General features: G+C 70.5%; 13 protein-coding genes. 10 read left to right on the top strand and 3 right to left on the bottom strand.

The window, feature by feature from the left end; all coding sequences use genetic code 11:
• Positions 1 to 3 precede the first annotated feature (3 nt).
• The 3 genes from AC0VY3_RS06240 to AC0VY3_RS06230 are packed head-to-tail and all read left to right on the top strand — an operon-like array spanning position 4 to position 4099.
• Positions 4 to 1956: an acetyl/propionyl/methylcrotonyl-CoA carboxylase subunit alpha gene (locus tag AC0VY3_RS06240; RefSeq protein ID WP_475549151.1), complete on the top strand. Its 1953-nt coding sequence runs from the start codon at positions 4 to 6 to the stop codon at positions 1954 to 1956.
• Positions 1953 to 2924, top strand: coding sequence for a hydroxymethylglutaryl-CoA lyase (locus tag AC0VY3_RS06235; RefSeq protein ID WP_181011061.1), 972 nt, complete (start codon positions 1953 to 1955; stop codon positions 2922 to 2924). The genes AC0VY3_RS06240 and AC0VY3_RS06235 overlap by 4 nt, the downstream gene beginning before the upstream one ends.
• An 8-nt stretch (positions 2925 to 2932) precedes the next feature.
• The gene (locus AC0VY3_RS06230; RefSeq protein ID WP_103511830.1) at positions 2933 to 4099 is read left to right on the top strand and encodes an acyl-CoA dehydrogenase family protein; all 1167 of its coding nucleotides are present in this window, start codon (positions 2933 to 2935) and stop codon (positions 4097 to 4099) included.
• 234 nt (positions 4100 to 4333) lie between these two features.
• Here AC0VY3_RS06230 and AC0VY3_RS06225 read toward each other — a convergent pair whose 3' ends face one another.
• From AC0VY3_RS06225 to AC0VY3_RS06215, 3 genes are all read right to left on the bottom strand, one after another.
• A complete protein-coding gene (locus AC0VY3_RS06225) occupies positions 4334 to 8683 on the bottom strand; it encodes a GH92 family glycosyl hydrolase (RefSeq protein ID WP_475549150.1) in 4350 nt (1449 codons plus the stop codon).
• A 228-nt stretch (positions 8684 to 8911) separates the two neighbouring features.
• Complete coding sequence (locus AC0VY3_RS06220) at positions 8912 to 9454, bottom strand: DUF1707 SHOCT-like domain-containing protein (RefSeq protein WP_475549149.1); 543 nt, start codon at positions 9452 to 9454, stop codon at positions 8912 to 8914.
• Between the two features lie 53 nt (positions 9455 to 9507).
• Positions 9508 to 9954, bottom strand: coding sequence for a winged helix-turn-helix transcriptional regulator (locus AC0VY3_RS06215; protein ID WP_103507833.1), 447 nt, complete (start codon positions 9952 to 9954; stop codon positions 9508 to 9510).
• A gap of 217 nt (positions 9955 to 10171) precedes the next feature.
• Between AC0VY3_RS06215 and AC0VY3_RS06210 the strand changes: the two genes are divergently transcribed.
• The 7 genes from AC0VY3_RS06210 to AC0VY3_RS06180 all read left to right on the top strand — a co-directional run bounded on the left by AC0VY3_RS06210 (position 10172) and on the right by AC0VY3_RS06180 (position 18647).
• A complete protein-coding gene (locus AC0VY3_RS06210) occupies positions 10172 to 11599 on the top strand; it encodes an MFS transporter (RefSeq protein WP_475549148.1) in 1428 nt (475 codons plus the stop codon).
• Positions 11600 to 11731: 132 nt separating this feature from the next.
• Complete coding sequence (locus AC0VY3_RS06205) at positions 11732 to 12391, top strand: GNAT family N-acetyltransferase (RefSeq protein ID WP_475549147.1); 660 nt, start codon at positions 11732 to 11734, stop codon at positions 12389 to 12391.
• Positions 12392 to 12510: 119 nt separating this feature from the next.
• A complete protein-coding gene (locus tag AC0VY3_RS06200) occupies positions 12511 to 13425 on the top strand; it encodes a siderophore-interacting protein (RefSeq protein WP_475549146.1) in 915 nt (304 codons plus the stop codon).
• A 156-nt stretch (positions 13426 to 13581) separates the two neighbouring features.
• Positions 13582 to 15030, top strand: coding sequence for a pyridoxal phosphate-dependent decarboxylase family protein (locus AC0VY3_RS06195; protein WP_103507829.1), 1449 nt, complete (start codon positions 13582 to 13584; stop codon positions 15028 to 15030).
• On the top strand, positions 15014 to 16291 hold the full coding sequence (locus tag AC0VY3_RS06190) for a lysine N(6)-hydroxylase/L-ornithine N(5)-oxygenase family protein (protein WP_475549145.1): 1278 nt from the start codon (positions 15014 to 15016) through the stop codon (positions 16289 to 16291). Before AC0VY3_RS06195 ends, AC0VY3_RS06190 begins: the two co-directional genes overlap by 17 nt.
• Positions 16288 to 16872 carry a GNAT family N-acetyltransferase gene (locus AC0VY3_RS06185; RefSeq protein WP_242741943.1) on the top strand — a complete coding sequence of 195 codons (585 nt, stop codon included), beginning with the start codon at positions 16288 to 16290 and terminating at the stop codon, positions 16870 to 16872. Before AC0VY3_RS06190 ends, AC0VY3_RS06185 begins: the two co-directional genes overlap by 4 nt.
• Complete coding sequence (locus tag AC0VY3_RS06180) at positions 16869 to 18647, top strand: IucA/IucC family protein (RefSeq protein ID WP_103507826.1); 1779 nt, start codon at positions 16869 to 16871, stop codon at positions 18645 to 18647. The genes AC0VY3_RS06185 and AC0VY3_RS06180 overlap by 4 nt, the downstream gene beginning before the upstream one ends.
• Positions 18648 to 18753: the final 106 nt, after the last annotated feature.

The raw sequence follows: 18753 nt of genomic DNA, 5'->3' as shown, positions 1-18753 counted from the left end.
CAGATGACGATGTTCGACACCGTTCTGGTCGCCAACCGCGGCGAGATCGCGGTCCGGGTGATCCGGACCCTGCGGGAGCAGGGCGTGCGCTCGGTCGCGGTCTTCAGCGACGCGGACGCGGACGCCCGGCATGTACGGGAGGCGGACACGGCGGTACGGATCGGCCCGCCGGCCGCGTCGGAGAGCTATCTGAACGTGCCGGCGCTGCTGGAGGCGGCCCGCCGCACGGGCGCGCAGGCGGTCCACCCCGGGTACGGATTCCTGGCGGAGAACGCCGAGTTCGCCGCCGCCTGTACGGACGCGGGGCTGGTCTTCATCGGCCCGCCCGCCTCGGCCATCTCGCTCATGGGCGACAAGATCCGGGCCAAGGAGACGGTCGCGGCGTACAGGGTCCCGGTGGTGCCTGGCTCCTCCGGCAGCGGTCTGACCGACGCCCAACTGGAGGAAGCCGCACGGGAGATCGGCACCCCGGTCCTGCTGAAGCCCTCCGCGGGCGGCGGCGGGAAGGGCATGCGCCTGGTCCGCGACGCGGCGGTGCTGGCGGAGGAGATCGCGGCGGCGCGACGGGAGGCCCGCGCCTCCTTCGGTGACGACACGCTGCTCGTCGAGCGGTGGATCGACCGCCCGCGCCACATCGAGATCCAGGTGCTGGCCGACGCCCACGGCAACGTGATCCACCTGGGCGAGCGCGAGTGCTCGCTCCAGCGCCGCCACCAGAAGATCATCGAGGAGGCCCCGAGCGTCCTGCTGGACGCGGAGACCCGGGCGGCGATGGGCGAGGCGGCCGTGCAGGCGGCGCGCAGCTGCGGCTATGTCGGTGCGGGGACGGTGGAGTTCATCGTCCCGGGCAACGACCCGGCCTCGTACTACTTCATGGAGATGAACACCCGCCTCCAGGTCGAGCACCCGGTGACCGAGCTGATCACCGGCCTGGACCTGGTGGAGTGGCAGCTGAGGGTGGCGTCGGGCGAGCACCTCCCCTACACACAGCAGGACATCGGCCTGACCGGCTGGGCGATCGAGGCGAGGGTCTGCGCCGAGGACCCCGCCCGGGGCTTCCTGCCCTCCGGCGGTACGGTGCTGGCGCTGCGCGAACCGCAGGGCGGCGGGGTGCGGACGGACTCGGGGCTCAGCGAGGGCGTGCCGGTGGGCAGCCTGTACGACCCGATGCTGTCGAAGGTCATCGCGTACGGCCCCGACCGCGCGACGGCCATCCGCAAGCTGCGGGCGGCCCTCGCGGACACGGTGATCCTGGGCGTCCCGACCAACGCGGGCTTCCTGCGCCGCCTGCTGGCCCATCCGGACGTGGTCTCCGGCGACCTGGACACCGGGCTGGTGGAGCGCGAGGCGGAGGGCCTGGTGCCGGACGGGGCGCCGGACGAGGTGTACGCGGCGGCCGCGGCGGTGCGCCGGGAGGCGCTGGAGCCCCGGCCGGACGCGGACGGCTGGACGGACCCGTTCTCGGTGCCGAGCGGGTGGCGTACGGGGGGTGTGCCTGCGGCTCTCAGGTTCCCGTTGCGCGTGTCGGGACATGAACCCGTTACGCACAGCGCCCCCGTCGGCGCGAAGGTCACGGCCGACCGGGTCACGGTCGAACAGGACGGCGCAGTAGTTCACTTCCACCGCTCCGGCGACTGGCTCGGCCGGGACGGCGACACCTGGCACGTCCAGGACCACGACCCGGTGGAGGCGTCCCTCAGCGGGGCGGGCCGGGGCGGGGCGGACACGCTGGCGGCCCCGATGCCGGGCACGGTCACGGTGGTGAAGGTGGCCGTTGGCGACGAGGTCGAGGCGGGTCAGAGCCTGCTCGTGGTGGAGGCGATGAAGATGGAACACGTGATCGCGGCCCCGCACGCGGGGACGGTCACCGAGCTGGACGTCACGGCGGGCGCGACGGTGGCGATGGACCAGATCCTGGCGGTCGTGGTCCCGGTCGCCGACGGGGAGGACGCATGAGCGCGCGAGGACTCCCCATGAAGGTCCCGGCCCCGGGTCTTCCCTCCCGGGTCCGCATCCACGAAGTGGGCGCACGTGACGGCCTGCAGAACGAGAAGGAGACTGTCCCGACCGAGGTGAAGGCGGAGTTCATCCGCCGCCTGGCGGTGGCGGGCCTGACCACCATCGAGGCGACGAGCTTCGTGCACCCGAAGTGGGTGCCCCAGCTGGCCGACGCTGAAGCCCTGTTCCCGCTCCTCGGCGACATCGCGGACGTGGGCGACGTCTCGCTCCCCGTCCTCGTGCCGAACGAACGCGGACTGGACCGGGCGCTGGCGCTCGGGGCCCGGTCGATCGCGGTGTTCGGCTCGGCGACGGAGACGTTCGCGGCCCGCAATCTGAACCGTACGGTCGACGAGTCGCTGGCCATGTTCGAGCCGGTGGTGGCCCGCGCCAAGGCCGACAAGGTGCATGTGCGCGGGTATCTGTCGATGTGCTTCGGCGACCCGTGGGAAGGCGCGGTGCCGGTCGCCCAGGTGGTGAAGGTCGCCAAGGCGCTGATGGACCTGGGCTGCGACGAGCTGTCGCTGGGCGACACGATCGGAGTGGCGACGCCGGGCCACGTCACGGCACTGCTGTCAGCACTGAACGATTCCGCCGTGCCCACGGAGGCGATCGGCGTCCACTTCCACGACACGTACGGCCAGGCGCTGTCGAACACCCTGGCGGCGCTCCAGCACGGCGTGAGCACGGTCGACGCCTCGGCGGGCGGTCTGGGCGGCTGCCCGTACGCGAAGAGCGCCACGGGAAACCTCGCCACCGAGGACCTGGTCTGGATGCTCGACGGCCTGGGCATCGAGACGGGCGTCGACCTGGCCGAACTGACCGCCACCAGCGTCTGGCTGGCCGAACACCTGGGCCGGCCGAGCCCATCCCGCACGGTCCGAGCCCTGACCCCTCCCCCTTCTTCCCCCTCCCACAAGGAGTGAGTCACCCCATGTCCCTGGATCACCGGCTGACCGCCGAGCACGAGGAACTGCGCCGCACGGTCGAGGCGTTCGCGCACGACGTGGTCGCGCCGAAGATCGGCGACTTCTACGAGCGCCATGAATTCCCGTACGAGATCGTGCGCGAGATGGGCCGGATGGGCCTGTTCGGGCTGCCGTTCCCGGAGGAGTACGGCGGCATGGGCGGCGACTACCTGGCGCTCGGGATCGCCCTGGAGGAGCTGGCCCGGGTCGACTCCTCGGTGGCGATCACCCTGGAGGCCGGGGTCTCGCTGGGCGCGATGCCGCTGCACCTGTTCGGCACGGAGGAGCAGAAGCGCCAGTGGCTGCCGAAGCTGTGCGCGGGCGAGGCGCTGGGCGCGTTCGGCCTGACCGAACCGGACGGCGGCTCGGACGCGGGCGGCACGCGCACGACGGCGGTGCTGGACGAGGCGACGAACGAGTGGGTGATCAACGGCTCGAAGTGCTTCATCACCAACTCCGGCACGGACATCACGGAGTTGGTCACGGTCACCGCCGTGACGGGCCGCAAGGAGGACGGCCGCCCGCTGATCTCCGCGATCATCGTCCCCTCCGGCACCCCCGGCTTCACGGTCGCGGCTCCCTACTCCAAGGTCGGCTGGAACGCCTCGGACACCCGCGAGCTGTCCTTCACGGACGTCCGCGTCCCGGCGGCGAACCTGCTGGGCGAACAGGGCCGGGGCTACGCGCAGTTCCTCCGGATCCTGGACGAGGGCCGTATCGCCATCTCGGCCCTGGCCACGGGTCTGGCGCAGGGCTGTGTGGACGAGTCGGTGAAGTACGCGGCGGAGCGCCACGCCTTCGGCAAGCCGATCGGCGCGAACCAGGCGATCCAGTTCAAGATCGCCGACATGGAGATGCGCGCCCACATGGCCCGCGTGGGCTGGCGCGACGCGGCCTCGCGCCTGGTGGCCGGTGAACCGTTCAAGAAGGAGGCGGCCATCGCGAAGCTGTACTCCTCGACGGTCGCGGTGGACAACGCCCGCGAGGCGACGCAGATCCACGGCGGCTACGGCTTCATGAACGAGTACCCGGTGGCGCGGATGTGGCGCGACTCGAAGATCCTGGAGATCGGCGAGGGGACGAGTGAGGTCCAGCGGATGCTGATCGCCCGGGAGCTGGGGCTGCCGGCCTGACCCCTTGACGCTCCGACCTCTGCCCCGGCCGCCGTGGATGTGCTCACGGCGGCCGGGGCGGAGGTGCACGTACGCCACGGCCCGCAAGCTGTGGCCGGGGGTCGACGTCGTGAGCGCTTCGAGTCCGATGATTCGGACGGCTCCCACCAACGCAGGAAGCCCGGACGCCACGATGAGCCCGAATGGGGTGCGGCTGTCCGCCTCGGACGACCGCACCCCTTTCCGGGCCGGACCCTAATCGCGGCCCGGCACCGCCACCCCGTCCTCCGTCACGTACTTCACGCCGTCGTCGTTCTTCGTGATCGTGAACGCGTCCAAGGTCTCCCCCACCTCCTTTTCCGTCGTCGACCTGTCGTCCCACTTGGCGCCGATGACCGCCTCGTAACGGATCGTGTCCTTCGAGACCGTGATGCCCTGGAACGTCGACGTGTGCGCCGCGCGGGCCACCTGGGTCGCGCCGTTGCGGGTCCAGACGTTGTCGTCGGCCGGGGACAGCTCGTAGTACTTCGGGCCGGACATGGCGACGGCGTAGACCGGGCCCGTCGTCACGCCCGGCGTGTCCGTCGCGTCCGCGTCGACGTAGCCACGGGCGTACACGTGGTCGTGGCCCATCAGGACCAGGTCGATGTCATTGCGCTGGAAGACCGGCAGCCAGGCGTCGCGGACCGGCTTCTCGTCGCGGCCCACGGCCGCCGAGAAGACCGGCTGGTGGAAGGTGGCCACCGACCACTTCTGGGGGTTGTCCGCCAGGATCGTGTCGAGCCAGCGGGCCTGGAGGTCCAGCCACAGCCTCTGCGGGTCCGGGCAGCCCTCGGAGCACGGCGGCAGGTCCGGCGGGGTCATCAGCTCGCGGGCGTCGTGCGTGCTCGCGTTGAGGGTGATGAAGCGGACGTTCTGGTAGTCCGTGTAGTACGCCGTCTCCACGATCGACTTCGCCATGTGGGCCTCGTACGCGGCCCGTTGGCGCTCGGCCGGGGTCTCGTCCTTCGCCGGTGCGGCGGTGGGGCCGTTCGCCGGGTACGCGAACGTGGACTTCCACGTCTTCAGGAACAGGTCCGCGTTGTACTCGTGGTTGCCCGGCGCCGCGATCACGTTGGTCGTCTGGCTGTGGCCGTTCATCGCGCCGAACCACTCGTCCCACAGGCCGTCGTTGCCGCCCGAGTCCACCAGGTCGCCCGCGTTGACGCTGCCGATCGCCTTCGGGAAGCGCTTGTACGCCTGGTCGACGACCGGGGCCCACTTCGCCTTCAGATCGTTCTGGGCGTCGCCGAAGTAGAGGAACGTGAACTCCTCGCCCGGTTTTCCGGCGGAGGTGAAGGTGTACCGCTCGCTCAGCATGTCACCCGTGCCCACCCGGTACTCGTACGGCGTTCCCGGCTTCAGGCCCCCCATCACCGCCGAGTGCGTCCGCGTCGGGACTCCGCTGCTCAGCAGCTCCTCGTTCGTCGTCGCCTTCGCCTTGCGCCAGGCCGCGTCGGAGCCCCGCTCGCGGTACTGGGCCTCTCCCCGCGTCGTGCCGCTGCCCGTCCGCCACGTCACCGCCTGGGAGGTGGAGGGGGCTTCCGTCGGGGTGAGGACGATGCGCTCCGGGGTCACGCCCGGCGCTTCCAGGTCCGGGTTGGTCGTCAACGCCACGTCGAAGATGTGCATGATGCCCCGGTCCGTGCCCTGCGGCAGGACCACCGACTTCACGCGCTTCTTGCCGTCCAGCACCTGCGGGACCGTGCCGAAGACCACCGTGCGCGTCGTGTCCGACGTGCCGTTCACCTTGTTGCGACCCTCCGTGGCCACCAACGGGACGTTGCCGTACAGGTAGTTGGTGCCGGGCGTCCAGTCCGTGAACTGCACCGCCACGTTCTGCGTCGAGCCGTCCTCGTACTCCACCGTCGCCAGGCCCTGCGAGGGCCCGTTCGTCGCCAGGCCGAGGAAGGAGATGCCCGTCGCCTTGACGCCCTTGCCGTTCCGGCCCGCGAGGTCCACGCGCTGGCCGTGCGGGATCCAGTTGTCCGGCTGGGCCTGCCGCGTCTTCGGCCACGTGAAGGTGACCCCGGTGTCGCCCAGCGGCAGCTTCGCACCCGGTGCCGCACCCGCCGCCGCCAGCTTCTCGCGGGAGAGGGAGTTGTCGCTGAGGTCGAGCGAGCCCAGCCGGCCCTGACCGTCGGGGGTCGAGCCGATGTTGTTGCGGGTGTCCGAGCCCTCCGTGTACGAAGGCGGCACGTCGGCGGCTCCCGTGCCCCAGGTCTTCGGGGTCTCCCCCATCGTGAAGGTCAGTACGCCGCCCGACCGCGCGAAGTCCTCGTTCAGCCAGGACTTCGTCGTGGGCTTTCCGTTGACCTTCAGGCCGGTCACGTACGGCTTGTCGGCCGCCGCGCCCGCCGCCCTGATCGTGATCCGGCGGTCGCTGTCCGCGCTGTCGATCGTGACCTTGTCGAACATCGGCGAGCTGAGCACCAGGTTCGCCGTGCCGTACACCGCCGGGTTCATCCCGAGGCCGGCCCACACGTACCAGGAGCTGAGCGAGCCCAGGTCGTCGTTGCCCGGCAGGCCCGACGGCGTCGTGCCGTACATCTCGTCCGTCGCCCGGCGCAGCACCTCCGACGTCCGGTGCGGCTGCCGCAGCCAGTTGTAGACGTACGGCATCGAGAAGCTCGGCTGGTTGGAGAGGTACGCGCCCGTGGTGTTGTAGACGCCCGCGTCCAGGGCCTTGGTGTGCTCGTCGAGGTCACGGGTGACGGCATCGATGCCGCCGCGCTTCTCGACCAGCGTGCCGATGTTCTGCGGGACCATCCAGCCGTACTGGTAGCCGGTCGCCTGCTCGAACTGGCTGCCGCGCTCACCGAGGTTGAAGCCCCGGTCGAAGCCGTTGCGGCCGCGCGGGCGGATCCGCTGCGTCTCCGGGTCCAGGAGGTTCTGCCAGTTCTGTGCCCTGGTCATGAACTGCTCGTGGGTCGCCTTCTCACCCAGGCGGTACGCCAGTTGGGCGATCGCGAAATCGTCGATGGCGTATTCGAGGGTCTTCGACGTCGCCGAGTCGCCCTTGCCGTTGTCGATGAAACCGGCGCTGAAGTACTGCTGCGCGTGCGCCCGCTTCGTCGTGTCGGCGGGCAGCTGCTGCGTCTTCCGCATCGACGCGAGCGCCGCCTTGCGGTCGTAGTCCACACTGCCGAACGCGTCGATCGACGACAGCACCACCTGGAGCGAGTCGCCGCTCATCTTCTGCTGCGACTGGTTCAGATGCGGCCAGTTGGGCCACGCACCCGTCTGCTTCACCAGATCCACCAAGGACTGGTTGATGTCCGAGCCGACCTTCGGGAAGAGCAGCGCGATGAGCTGCGCCTGCCCCCGGTACATGTCCCAGCCCGCATAGGTGACGTAGTGGTGCCGGCCGGCCGCCACCTTGCGGACCTTGCCGTCGTGGCCCGGGTACTGGCCGTTGACGTCGTCGGCGATGTTCGGGTGGAGGAGGGAGTGGTAGAGCGCCGTGTAGAACTTCACCCGTTCCGACTTGCTGCCGCCGGTGGCCTTCACCGTGCGCAACGTGTCCTTCCAGACCTTCGCCGTCGCCTTCCGCACCTGGTCGAAGGTCCGGCCACCGGTCTCCTCCTCGGCGTTGCGGGCCGCGTTCGCCACGCTGACGTAGCTCAGCCCGGTCCGCGCGGTGACCGTCGCACCCTTCGGGAAGACGAGGTACGCGCCCGAGCCGTGCCTGGCCTCGCCGCCGCGCGCGCTCGCCGTGCCCGGGGTGACCTCGCCGCCCTGCCAGGTGCCGAACGAGGTGAACGCGCGGTCGAACGTCGAGGAGAAGTAGGCGCGGTAGCGGCCGCCCTCGTCGCACACCGACGCCGTCTCGACCCAGCCGCTGACCGTACGGCCCTCGACCTTCACCTCGCTGTCGAAGACCCGGTTGTTGGAGCCGGCGACGTCCAGGATGAGGGTGGAAGAGTCCGTGCGGGCCGGGAACGCGTACCGGTTGACGGCGGTACGCGTCGTCGCCGTCAGCTCCGTCTCCACGCCGTTGCCGAGGCCGACCGTGTAGTGGCCGGGGGCCGCCGTCTCGTCGCGGTGGTCGAAGTCCAGGTAGTACGGGTCGGCCTTCGTGCCGGGACTGGTCGGCAGCGCGCCGTCGTCGAGGGTGCCCGTGTACGGCAGTACCGGGAAGTCGAAGGCACTGAACCGGCCCTCGCAGCCGGTGCCGGACAGCCGCGTCATCCCGAAGCCGCGGATCTTGTCGGCGCTGTACTCGTAGCCGCCCTTCTGGTCGCCGTCCGACGAGCGGTACGTGGTCGGGCTCGACTGGACCATGCCGAACGGGGTCGTCGCGCCCGGCCAGGTGTTGCCGTACGCGCTGTTGCCCTTGTTCTGCTTCGGGTCCAGCTCCGTGCCGATGAACGGGTCGACGGCGTCGTACGGGCTGATGGCCGAGGCTCGTGGGGTGACGTCCGCGGCGGTGGCGGTGACGGTGGCCGTGGCGGGTGCCAGCCCTGCGACGAGCGCGCCCGCCGTCAGCGCGGCCACGGCGACGGCGCGCAGCCGCCCCCGTCTCGGCCGGGGCGGCGGGTGGGCGGCGGCGGTGGGTTCCCGCATGAGCGGTCCTCTCGGGGGGCGACGGAAGCAGGCAGGAGCATGCGCTCCAGGCGGGGGACGGACAGCGATGACAACGTTGTCCAGATCCCGTTCGGGCGCGTGCACCACAGTGCTCGGCACAGTTTTCCCGGAGTGGGCCGCCAGGGGAAGACCTGACCAACAGGCGGCTTCCCGCGACCTCTCGCGCCGTGCGCCCCGGAGGCCTCGGCGCCGTCCGGGCCGGACGCCTCAGCGCCGGGCGTGGCGGATCTTCAGCCGGCCGTATCCCATCGCCCCCGAGAAGCGGATGCGCGGCGCGTCGGGGCGGCTCGGCTGCCGGGGCCGGTAGCGCAGGTCCTTCCACCCGGTGTTCAGGTCCTCGACCTCGACGATCGCGTTCCGCGGCACCGTGACGCTCGCGTTGCCGGTGCCGAGGCTCAGCTCGATGTCGATGACCGGGTGTTCGAGGATCGACCGGGACAGGTCCAGGCGCACCCGTCCGAAGGCGGACTCGACCTTGAGGACCCTGGGCACCCGCCAGGCCCCGCGCCGCTTGATGCGCCCACCGGCGGCGGCGATCGTCGACGTGGTGCCCGGGTCCTCCGCCGGGAGGGAGTCCAGGGCCGCCACGAGTTCGCCGCGGGTCGCGGCGGCCAGTACCTGGCCCAGGCGATCGTCCATCTCCTCGTGCGAGATGCGCTCCTCGGCGTACGCCTCCCGCACGCGCCGCACCGCGCCCTCGCGGTCGTCCGCTCCCACGCGCGTCGAGTCGCTTCGCCCAGGTGTGGTCACCTCTTCACTCTAATGCGGCGGCGGCCGGACGGACATGGCACTGCCGTGCGGTCTCAGGAGACCGACGCCGCCTCGGCCTCCTGACGGCTGTCGTAGTCGGCACGCGCCTTCGCGATCTCCTGCTGGTGGCTCTCGGTCCAGTCGACGAGCGACCTGATCGTCGTGTGCAGGGTCGCGCCCAGTTCCGTCAGCTCGTACTCCACGCGCGGCGGGACGACGGGGTAGACCGTGCGCCGCACCAGACCGTCGCGTTCGAGCTGGCGCAGGGTCACCGTCAGCATGCGCTGGCTGATGCCCTCGATGAGCCGGCGCAGCTCGGAGAAGCGCAGGGTGCGGCGCTCAAGGTGGGCGATGGCGAGGAGCGACCACTTGTCCGCGACGCGGTCGAGGATCTGCCGTACCTCGCAGCCCTCGCGGACGTCCCACTGGCTGATGTCGTAGTCCGGACCGGCGCCGGTATCGGCGCAGTGACTCGGTGACTTCGAAGTGCCTTCTTCCATACCGCCCCACGGTGCCGCAAGCTTCGAGTGGTTACAAGAGGGAACCGACCGGCAATCCGGTAACTCACCGCTGTTTCGCGTTGCTTGAGGCCATGGCACGCGAACCCCACTCCAGGCGACCGCCGTTGGCGGCTGTTCGCCATGCCCGCTCCGTCCGTGTACAAGGAGAAGTCCCGTGTCCTCATCACCGTCCCTTCCGAGATCGAGCAGTGACCGCATGACCGGGCGCGCCTGGGGTGTGCTGCTCGTCCTGTGCGGCGCGATCTTCCTCGAAGGCATCGATGTGGCCATGCTCAATGTGGCCCTGCCCGCGATCCGTGAGGATCTGGACCTGTCCACCGGCACGCTCCAGTGGGTGATGAGCGCGTACGTCCTGGGCTACGGCGGTTTCATGCTGCTGGGCGGACGGGCGGCCGACCTGTTCGGCCGCCGGCGGATGTTCGTCCTCTGGCTCGTGGTGTTCCTGCTCTTCTCCGGGCTGGGCGGGCTGGCCACCGAGGGCTGGATGCTGATCACCGCCCGCTTCGTCACCGGCGTCGCCGCGGCCTTCATGACCCCGGCCGGTCTGTCGATCATCACCACCGGCTTCCCCGAGGGGCCGCAGCGCAACAAGGCCTTGCTCGTCTACGCGGGCACCGCCGCGGGCGGCTTCTCCATCGGTCTGGTCGTCGGCGGGCTGCTCTCCGCCGTCGACTGGCGCTGGGTGTTCTTCGCGCCGGTCATCCTCTCCTTCGGCATCCTGCTCGCCGCGCTCGCCCTGATCCCCGCCTCGCCCCGCCCGGACCGCACCGGCAAGGGCGTCGACCTGGCCGGCGCGGTCACCGTCACCGCCGGAATCCTGCTCCTCGTCTTCGGTGTCGAGCGGGCCACGCACGCCTCGGCCGGCTGGACCGTCGGCACGATCGGCGCGGCCCTGCTGCTCTTCCTCGCGTTCGTCCTGATCGAGCGCGCCTCGTCCTCGCCGCTGGTGCGCCTGGGCATCTTCCGCAGCGGGGCGCTGGTCCGCGCCAATGTGTCGGGGCTGCTGTTCGCCGCGGGGTTCTTCGGCTTCCAGTTCATCGCCGTGCTCTACCTCCAGGAGCTGCGCGGCTGGTCGTCCCTACGGACCAGCTTCGCGCTGATCGTCATCGGTGTGGACGCGGTCCTCTCGCCGCTGCTCACCCCGAAGCTGGTGGCCCGGTTCGGCAACGCCCGGGTCATCTTCGGCGGGCTGCTCGTCGCCTCGCTGTCGTACGCGCTGTTCCTGCCGATCGCCGCTGACTGGACGTACGCGGCGATGTTCCCGGGCCTGCTCCTCCTGGGGGTCGCCTTCTCGCTGGTCTACGGGCCGCTCACCATCACGGCCACCGACGGCATCGCCGAAGAGGAGCAGGGTGTGGCGGGCGGACTGCTCTACACCTCCTTCCAGTTCGGGGCCGCGCTGGGGCTGTCCGCGGTGGCCGCCGTCAATATCGCGGCCATGGGAGGGAGTTCGCCCGCCGACCTTCTCGACGGCTACCGGGCGGCTCTGGTCGTCCCGCTGGCCGCCGCCCTGATCGCCGCCGCCGTCAGCGCGTTCGGACTGCGCACCCGGCGGGCGACGACTCCGGGCAGCACCTCGGCCGACGTCGGCGGGGTCGAGCAGCCCGCCGGGGTCGGGGCCTGAACGCGCGGAGGCAGGAGCTGAACGCGGGGGGGGCGCGGGGGTACGGCCGGGGTCACTCGGGCGTGCCCCCGCCGCCGTGTGCCGCCGCCTATTCGGTCGACACCCCTCCCCCGTGTCCGGCAGAGTCCCGTCATGGACCACAGGGAGACCACCACCCTCCGGCACTGGCCGCTCCACGGGCTTCGCCTCCGTACCCCGCGCCTCGAACTGCGCCTGCCCGGACTCGAACTCCTCGACGAGCTGGCCTCGGTGGCGGCCGACGGGGTGCACGATCCGGACCGTATGCCGTTCACCGTGGCGTGGACCGACGGTTCGCCCGAGGCCGTGGGGCGGGCGGTGTTCCAGCATGTGCTGGGGACCGTGGCGGGCTGGTCCGTGGACGACTGGATGCTCGGCCTGGCGGTGCTGCACGAGGGGAAGGTCGTCGGGCGGCAGGATCTGATGGCGCGCGACTTCGGGGTGCGACGGGAGGCGGAGACCGGTTCGTGGCTCGGACTCCCGTACCAGGGACGGGGTTTGGGTACGGAGATGCGCGCCGCCGCCCTTCACCTCGCGTTCGCCGGGCTCGGCGCGCGGTACGCCGTCTCGGCCGCCATGACCGACAATCCGCGTTCGCTCGGGGTCTCGCGACGGCTCGGGTATGCGGACGACGGCCTGGCGACGGACGTCGTGCGCGGGGCTCCCGTCACTCTTCGGCGGTTGCGGCTGGACCGGGCCCGGTGGGAGGCGCACCGGAGTGTGGACGTGACCGTGGAGGGGCTCGACGCCTGCCGGGCGGAGTTCGGGGCCTGAGAAAGGCGTGTCGACACCTCCCCTCATCAAGCAAGGTTAGGCTAACCTTCCTGCGGATCGCCTCAGCCGGAAGCCGGGCCCGTCCGCCCGCCGCTCCGGCCCGTCCGGAGGAGCTCCCGTTGACGTCGACGACCGCCACCACTCCCGAAGTCGCCCCGTTCCGGCTCTTCGACCTGGCCGTTCTGCGGACCAGGCGACTGGGCCCCTCCATCCTCCGGATCACGCTCGGCGGCCCGGGAATCGAGGGTTTCAGCAGCGGGGGCCGCGATCAGAGCCTGTCGGTCCTGCTGCCCCGCCCGGGACAGAACGAGGCCGTGGCCCCGGCGGGCGGGAGCGGGACCTGGCACGAGGAATGGCGGGCGCTGCCCGAGGGCGAGCGGGCGGTGATGCGGACGTACGCCGTACGGGCCCAGCGGCTCCGGGCCGACGGTTCGACCGAGGTTGATCTCGACTTCGTGCTGCACGGTGACGGCGGGCCCGCCTCCCGCTGGGCGCGGGCGGCCGCACCCGGCGACCGGCTCAAGGTGCTGGGGCCCGCGGCGGCGGACAACACCGCCGTACGTTTCCGTCCGCCGGCCGACACCGACTGGGTGCTGATCCGGGCCGACGAGACCGCCCTGCCCGCCGCGGCCGCCGCGCTGGAGTGGCTGCCCGCGGGACTGCCGGCCCGGGTCTGGCTGGAGATTCCGCGCACCGAGGACCGGCAGGCGCTGAACACCGCGGCGAAGGCCCGGATCAGCTGGCTCGTCCGGAGCGAAGAGGCCGACTGCGGCGTGGAGGCCGTACGCGCCGCCGAGCTGCCCCAGGGCACTCCGTACGCGTGGATCGCGGGCGAGGCGTCCGGGGTGCGGGCACTGCACCACCATCTGATCCGGGAGCGGGGCTTCGGCCGGGAGCGGGTGACGTGCACGGAGTACTGGCGGCGCGGGCTCAGCGAGGAGCAGTCGCGGGAGGCGGCGGCCCTGGCGGGGGCCGCCGGGAGCGGGGCCATGGATCGGCCGGAAGGGGGAGACGCGGGCCAAGCGGAGGGATAGGGGCGGCAAAGCCGACAAGCCGCCCACCCTCAGGGGTGCGGGGAATGATCGATTCCGCATTAGGTTAGGCTCACCTTACTTCGGCATCGCGCCCTCGTCCCCCCTTCCTGCCCGGAGGGCCGCGATGAAGTTCCCCTCACCCGGGAGGACCCTTTCATGCGTGCGCACCTGCTCAACAACACGACTGCGGAGCGCTATCGGAGCACCGTCTCCGCAGGAGTGGAACGGGTAGCGGCCACTCTCGCCGCCACCGATCGCCCCTTCAGCGGGGTCGGTGTCGACGAGCTCTCCCCCGTCGTCGACGCGATCGACCTCGACCGGCCGCTGGGCGATGCCGCCGCCGCCCTGGACGAGCTCGGCGAGGTCTACCTCCGCGATGCCGTCTACTTCCACCACCCCCGCTACCTGGGACACCTCAACTGCCCCGTCGTCATACCCGCCGTGCTCGGCGAGGCCGTGCTCTCCGCGATCAACTCCTCCCTGGACACCTGGGACCAGAGCGCGGGCGGCACCCTCATCGAGCGCCGGCTGATCGACTGGACCACCGAGCGGATCGGGCTCGGCCCGGCCGCCGACGGGATCTTCACCAGCGGCGGCACCCAGTCCAACCTCCAGGCCCTGCTGCTGGCGCGGGAGGAGGCGAAGATCCGGCCGGAGCACTTCACCCGGCTGCGGATCTTCACCTCCGAGTGCAGCCATTTCAGCGTGCAGAAGTCCGCCAGACTCCTCGGCCTCGGCCCGGACGCGGTCGTCTCCGTACCCGTGGACCGCGACAAGCGCATGCAGACCGTGGCCCTCGCCCACGCGCTGGAACAGTGCGTGGACGAAGGAGCCGTGCCGATGGCCGTCGTCGCCACCGCCGGCACCACGGACTTCGGGTCCATCGACCCGCTGCCCGAGATCGCAGCGCTCTGCGAGCAGTTCGCCGTCTGGATGCATGTGGACGCCGCGTACGGCTGCGGGCTGCTCGCCTCCCGTGAGCGCGGCGGCCTCCTCGAAGGCATCGCGCACGCCGACTCGGTCACCGTGGACTACCACAAGTCCTTTTTCCAGCCCGTCAGTTCCTCGGCCGTGCTGGTCCGCGACCGGGCCACCCTGCGCCACGTCACGTACCACGCGGAGTATCTGAACCCGCGCCGGATGACCGAGGAGCGGATACCCAACCAGGTCGACAAGTCCCTCCAGACGACCCGCCGGTTCGACGCGCTGAAGCTGTGGATGACGCTGCGCGTCATGGGCGCGGACGGGATCGGCGAGCTGTTCGACGAGGTCTGCGACCTGGCCGCCGAGGGCTGGCAGCTGCTCGCCGCCGATCCGCGCTTCGACGTGGTCGTCCAGCCGCAGCTCTCCACGCTCGTCTTCCGCTACATCCCGGCCGGTGTCACCTCTCCGGGCGACATCGACCGCGCCAACCTCTACGCCCGCAAGGCGCTGTTCTCCTCCGGCGAGGCGATCGTCGCGGGCACCAAGGTGGGCGAGCGCCAGTACCTGAAGTTCACCCTGCTCAACCCCGAAACGACCGTGCACGACATCGCCGCGGTCCTCGACCTGATCTCCGGCCACGCCGAGAAGTACCTGGGAGACTCCCTTGACCGCGCTTCCTGAACCCCACGACTTCATCGGGATCGGGCTCGGCCCGTTCAACCTCGGCCTCGCCTGTCTGACCGAGCCGATCGACGAACTGAACGGTGTCTTCCTGGAGTCCAAGCCGGACTTCGAGTGGCACGCCGGAATGTTCCTCGAAGGGGCCCATCTCCAGACGCCGTTCATGTCGGACCTGGTCACCATGGCCGACCCGACCTCGCCGTACTCCTTCCTCAACTACCTCAAAGAGCGCGGCAGGCTCTACTCCTTCTACATCCGGGAGAACTTCTACCCGCTGCGGACCGAGTACAACGACTACTGCCGGTGGGCCGCCGCGAAACTGAGCAGCATCCGGTTCGACGAGGCCGTCGGGACGGTGACGTACGACGAGGGCTCCGGGCTCTACACCGTGACCACCGTCTCCGGTGAGGCGTTCCGGTCCCGGCATCTGGTCCTCGGCACCGGAACGCCGCCGCACATCCCGGACGCCTGTCAGGGGCTCGGCGGCGACTTCCTGCACAACTCCCGTTATCTGGACGGGAAGGCCGAGCTCCAGAAGAAGAAGTCGATCACCCTGGTCGGCAGCGGGCAGAGCGCGGCGGAGATCTACTACGACCTGCTCTCCGAGATCGACACCTACGGCTACCGGCTGAACTGGGTCACCCGCTCCCCGCGGTTCTTCCCGCTGGAGTACACCAAGCTGACGCTGGAGATGACCTCCCCGGAGTACATCGACTATTTCCACGCGCTGCCCGAGGAGACCCGCTACCGGCTGGAGACCGGGCAGAAGGGGCTGTTCAAGGGCATCGACGGGGAACTGATCGACGCGATCTTCGACCTGCTCTACCAGAAGAACCTGCCGGGCCCCGTGCCGACCAGGCTGCTCACCAACTCCGCGCTCGTCAGCGCCCGTTACGACGATGAGGGTGGTGCGTACAGCCTCGGTCTGCGCCAGGAGGAGCAGGGCAAGGACTACGAGCTGACCACCGAGGGCCTGATCCTCGCCACCGGCTACCGCTACGAGGCGCCCGCCTTCCTCGCGCCGATCGCCGGCCGGCTGCGCCACGACAGCCGGGGCCGCTTCGACGTGGCCCGCAACTACAGCATCGACACCACCGGGCGCGGGGTCTTCCTCCAGAACGCCTCGGTGCACACGCACTCGATCACCTCGCCCGACCTCGGCATGGGCGCCTACCGCAACGCGTACATCATCGGCGAACTGCTCGGCCGCGAGTACTACCCGGTCGAGAAGTCCATCGCCTTCCAGGAGTTCGCCGTATGAACCGCCCCGAGAAACAGCGTCCTGACGGACACCGCCCCGGCACGCTCGGCACGTTCACCGTCCGCCCGCTGGACCCGGCCGCCGACGCCGCGCTGGTGCACGGCTGGGTGACCCACCCCAAGGCCGCGTTCTGGCTGATGGGCGACGCCGAACTCCCGGACGTGGAGCGGGAGTACCGCGACATCGCGGCCCACCCGCACCACGACGCGTTCATCGGGCTGCACGACGGCGAGCCCGCTTTTCTGATCGAGCGCTACGACCCCACCGAGGTCGAGCTGAAGGGGCTGTACGAGGCGGAGCCCGGCGATGTCGGGATGCACTTCCTCGTCGCCCCCACCGACACCCCGGTGCACGGCTTCACCCGGGCCGTGATCACCGCCGTGATGGATTTCCTGTTCGCCGACCCGTCGGTGCGCCGGGTCGTCGTCGAGCCAGACGTGACCAACAGCGCCGTCCAGGCCCTCAACAAGGCCGTCGGCTTCGAGGTGCTCCGGGAGATCGCCAAGCCGGAGAAGGACGCACTGCTCAGCGCCTGCACCCGTGAGCAGTTCGAAGCAGCAACCGGAGGTAACGACCGATGACGACCGCCCTCACCGACAGCGTCGCCCACCTCTCCCCGGGGCGCTGGGCCACCGCAAACCGACTGCTGGTACGTAAAGCACTGGCGGAATTCAGCCACGAGCGGCTGCTGGCGCCCACCCCGATCGGCGACGACCGCTACACCGTCCGTAGCGACGACGCCTCCACCGAGTACCGTTTCACCGCGCGCCTCTTCGCCCTGGACCACTGGCAGGTCGAGGCCGAGACCATCACCCGGCACCGGCACGGCTCCGACCTCCCGCTGGACACTCTGGAGTTCTTCGTAGAGATGCGGCACACCCTCGGGATCTCCGAGGAGATCCTGCCGGTCTATCTGGAGGAGGTCTCCTCCACCCTGGCCGGAACCGCCTACAAACTCACCAAGGAACCGGCCACCTCCCGCCAGCTCGTGGCCGCCGGCTTCCAGGCCGTCGAGACCGGGATGACCGAGGGCCACCCGTGCTTCGTCGCCAACAACGGGCGGCTCGGCTTCGGCGTGGACGAGTACCGGGCGTACGCCCCCGAGACCGCCGCGGAGATCCGGCTGGTCTGGCTGGCCGCCCGCCGGGAGCGGGCCACCTTCACCGCGGGCGCCGGTCTCGACTACGACACGCTGATCACGGACGAGCTGAGCGAGGCGACCCGGGAGCGGTTCGACGGAGCCCTGCGCGGGCTCGGCCTCGCCCCGGAGGACTACTTCCTGCTGCCGGTCCACCCCTGGCAGTGGTGGAACAAGCTCGCGGTCACCTTCGCCGGAGAACTGGCCGAACGGCATCTGGTGGTGCTCGGCGAGGGCGAGGACGCCTATCTCGCCCAGCAGTCGATCCGGACGTTCTTCAACGCGGACCACCCCGAGAAGCACTATGTGAAAACGGCGCTGTCCGTGCTCAACATGGGCTTCATGCGCGGGCTCTCGGCCGCGTACATGGAGGCCACTCCGGCGATCAACGACTGGCTGGCCGGCCTCGTCGAGCGCGACGACCTGCTGCGCGGGGCCCGGTTCTCGATCATCCGGGAGCGCGCCGCGATCGGCTACCACCACCTGTCCTACGAGGCGGCCACCGTCAAGGGCTCCCCGTACCGGAAAATGCTCGCCGCCCTGTGGCGCGAGAGCCCGGTGCCGGGCCTCCAGCCGGGCGAGCGGGTCGCGACGATGGCCTCCCTGCTCCACACCGACCACGAGGGCGGCTCGGTGGCCGGGGCGCTGATCGCCGAGTCGGGGCTGGACCCTCAGGCGTGGCTGCGGCACTACCTGGACGCCTATCTGGTGCCGGTGCTGCACAGCTTCTACGCCTACGACCTGGTCTACATGCCGCACGGCGAGAACGTGATCCTGGTCGTGGAGGACGGGGTCGTCACCCGGACGATCTTCAAGGACATCGCCGAGGAGATCGCGGTGATGGACCCGGACGCGGTGCTGCCACCGCGGGTCGAGCGGATCCGGGCCGAGGTTCCCGAGGACATGAAGCTGCTGTCGGTCTTCACCGACGTCTTCGACTGCTTCTTCCGCTTCCTGGGCGCGGGGCTGGCCACCGAGGGCGTCCTGGACGAGGACACCTTCTGGCGGACGGTCGCCGCGTGCGTACGCGACTACCAGGAGTCGGTGCCGTATCTCGCGGACAAGTTCAAGCAGTACGACCTGTTCGAGGCGGAGTTCGCGCTCTCCTGCCTCAACCGCCTTCAGCTGCGCGACAACCAGCAGATGGTCGATCTCAACGACCCGGCCGGAGCACTGCAGTTGGTGGGACGCCTGAAGAACCCGATCGCCGGGTTCTGAGCCCCGGCCCCCGGTCGTGGCAGCCCTTCGACCGGTGAGCGCCCGAGGACGGTCCCCCGGGCGCTCACCTTCGTCTCCTGACTCCGTGGGCGGCGCGGCGGGCTGG

The organism is Streptomyces sp. iso_384 (assembly GCF_056172905.1).
This window is presented reverse-complemented; position numbering and strand designations above follow the sequence as displayed.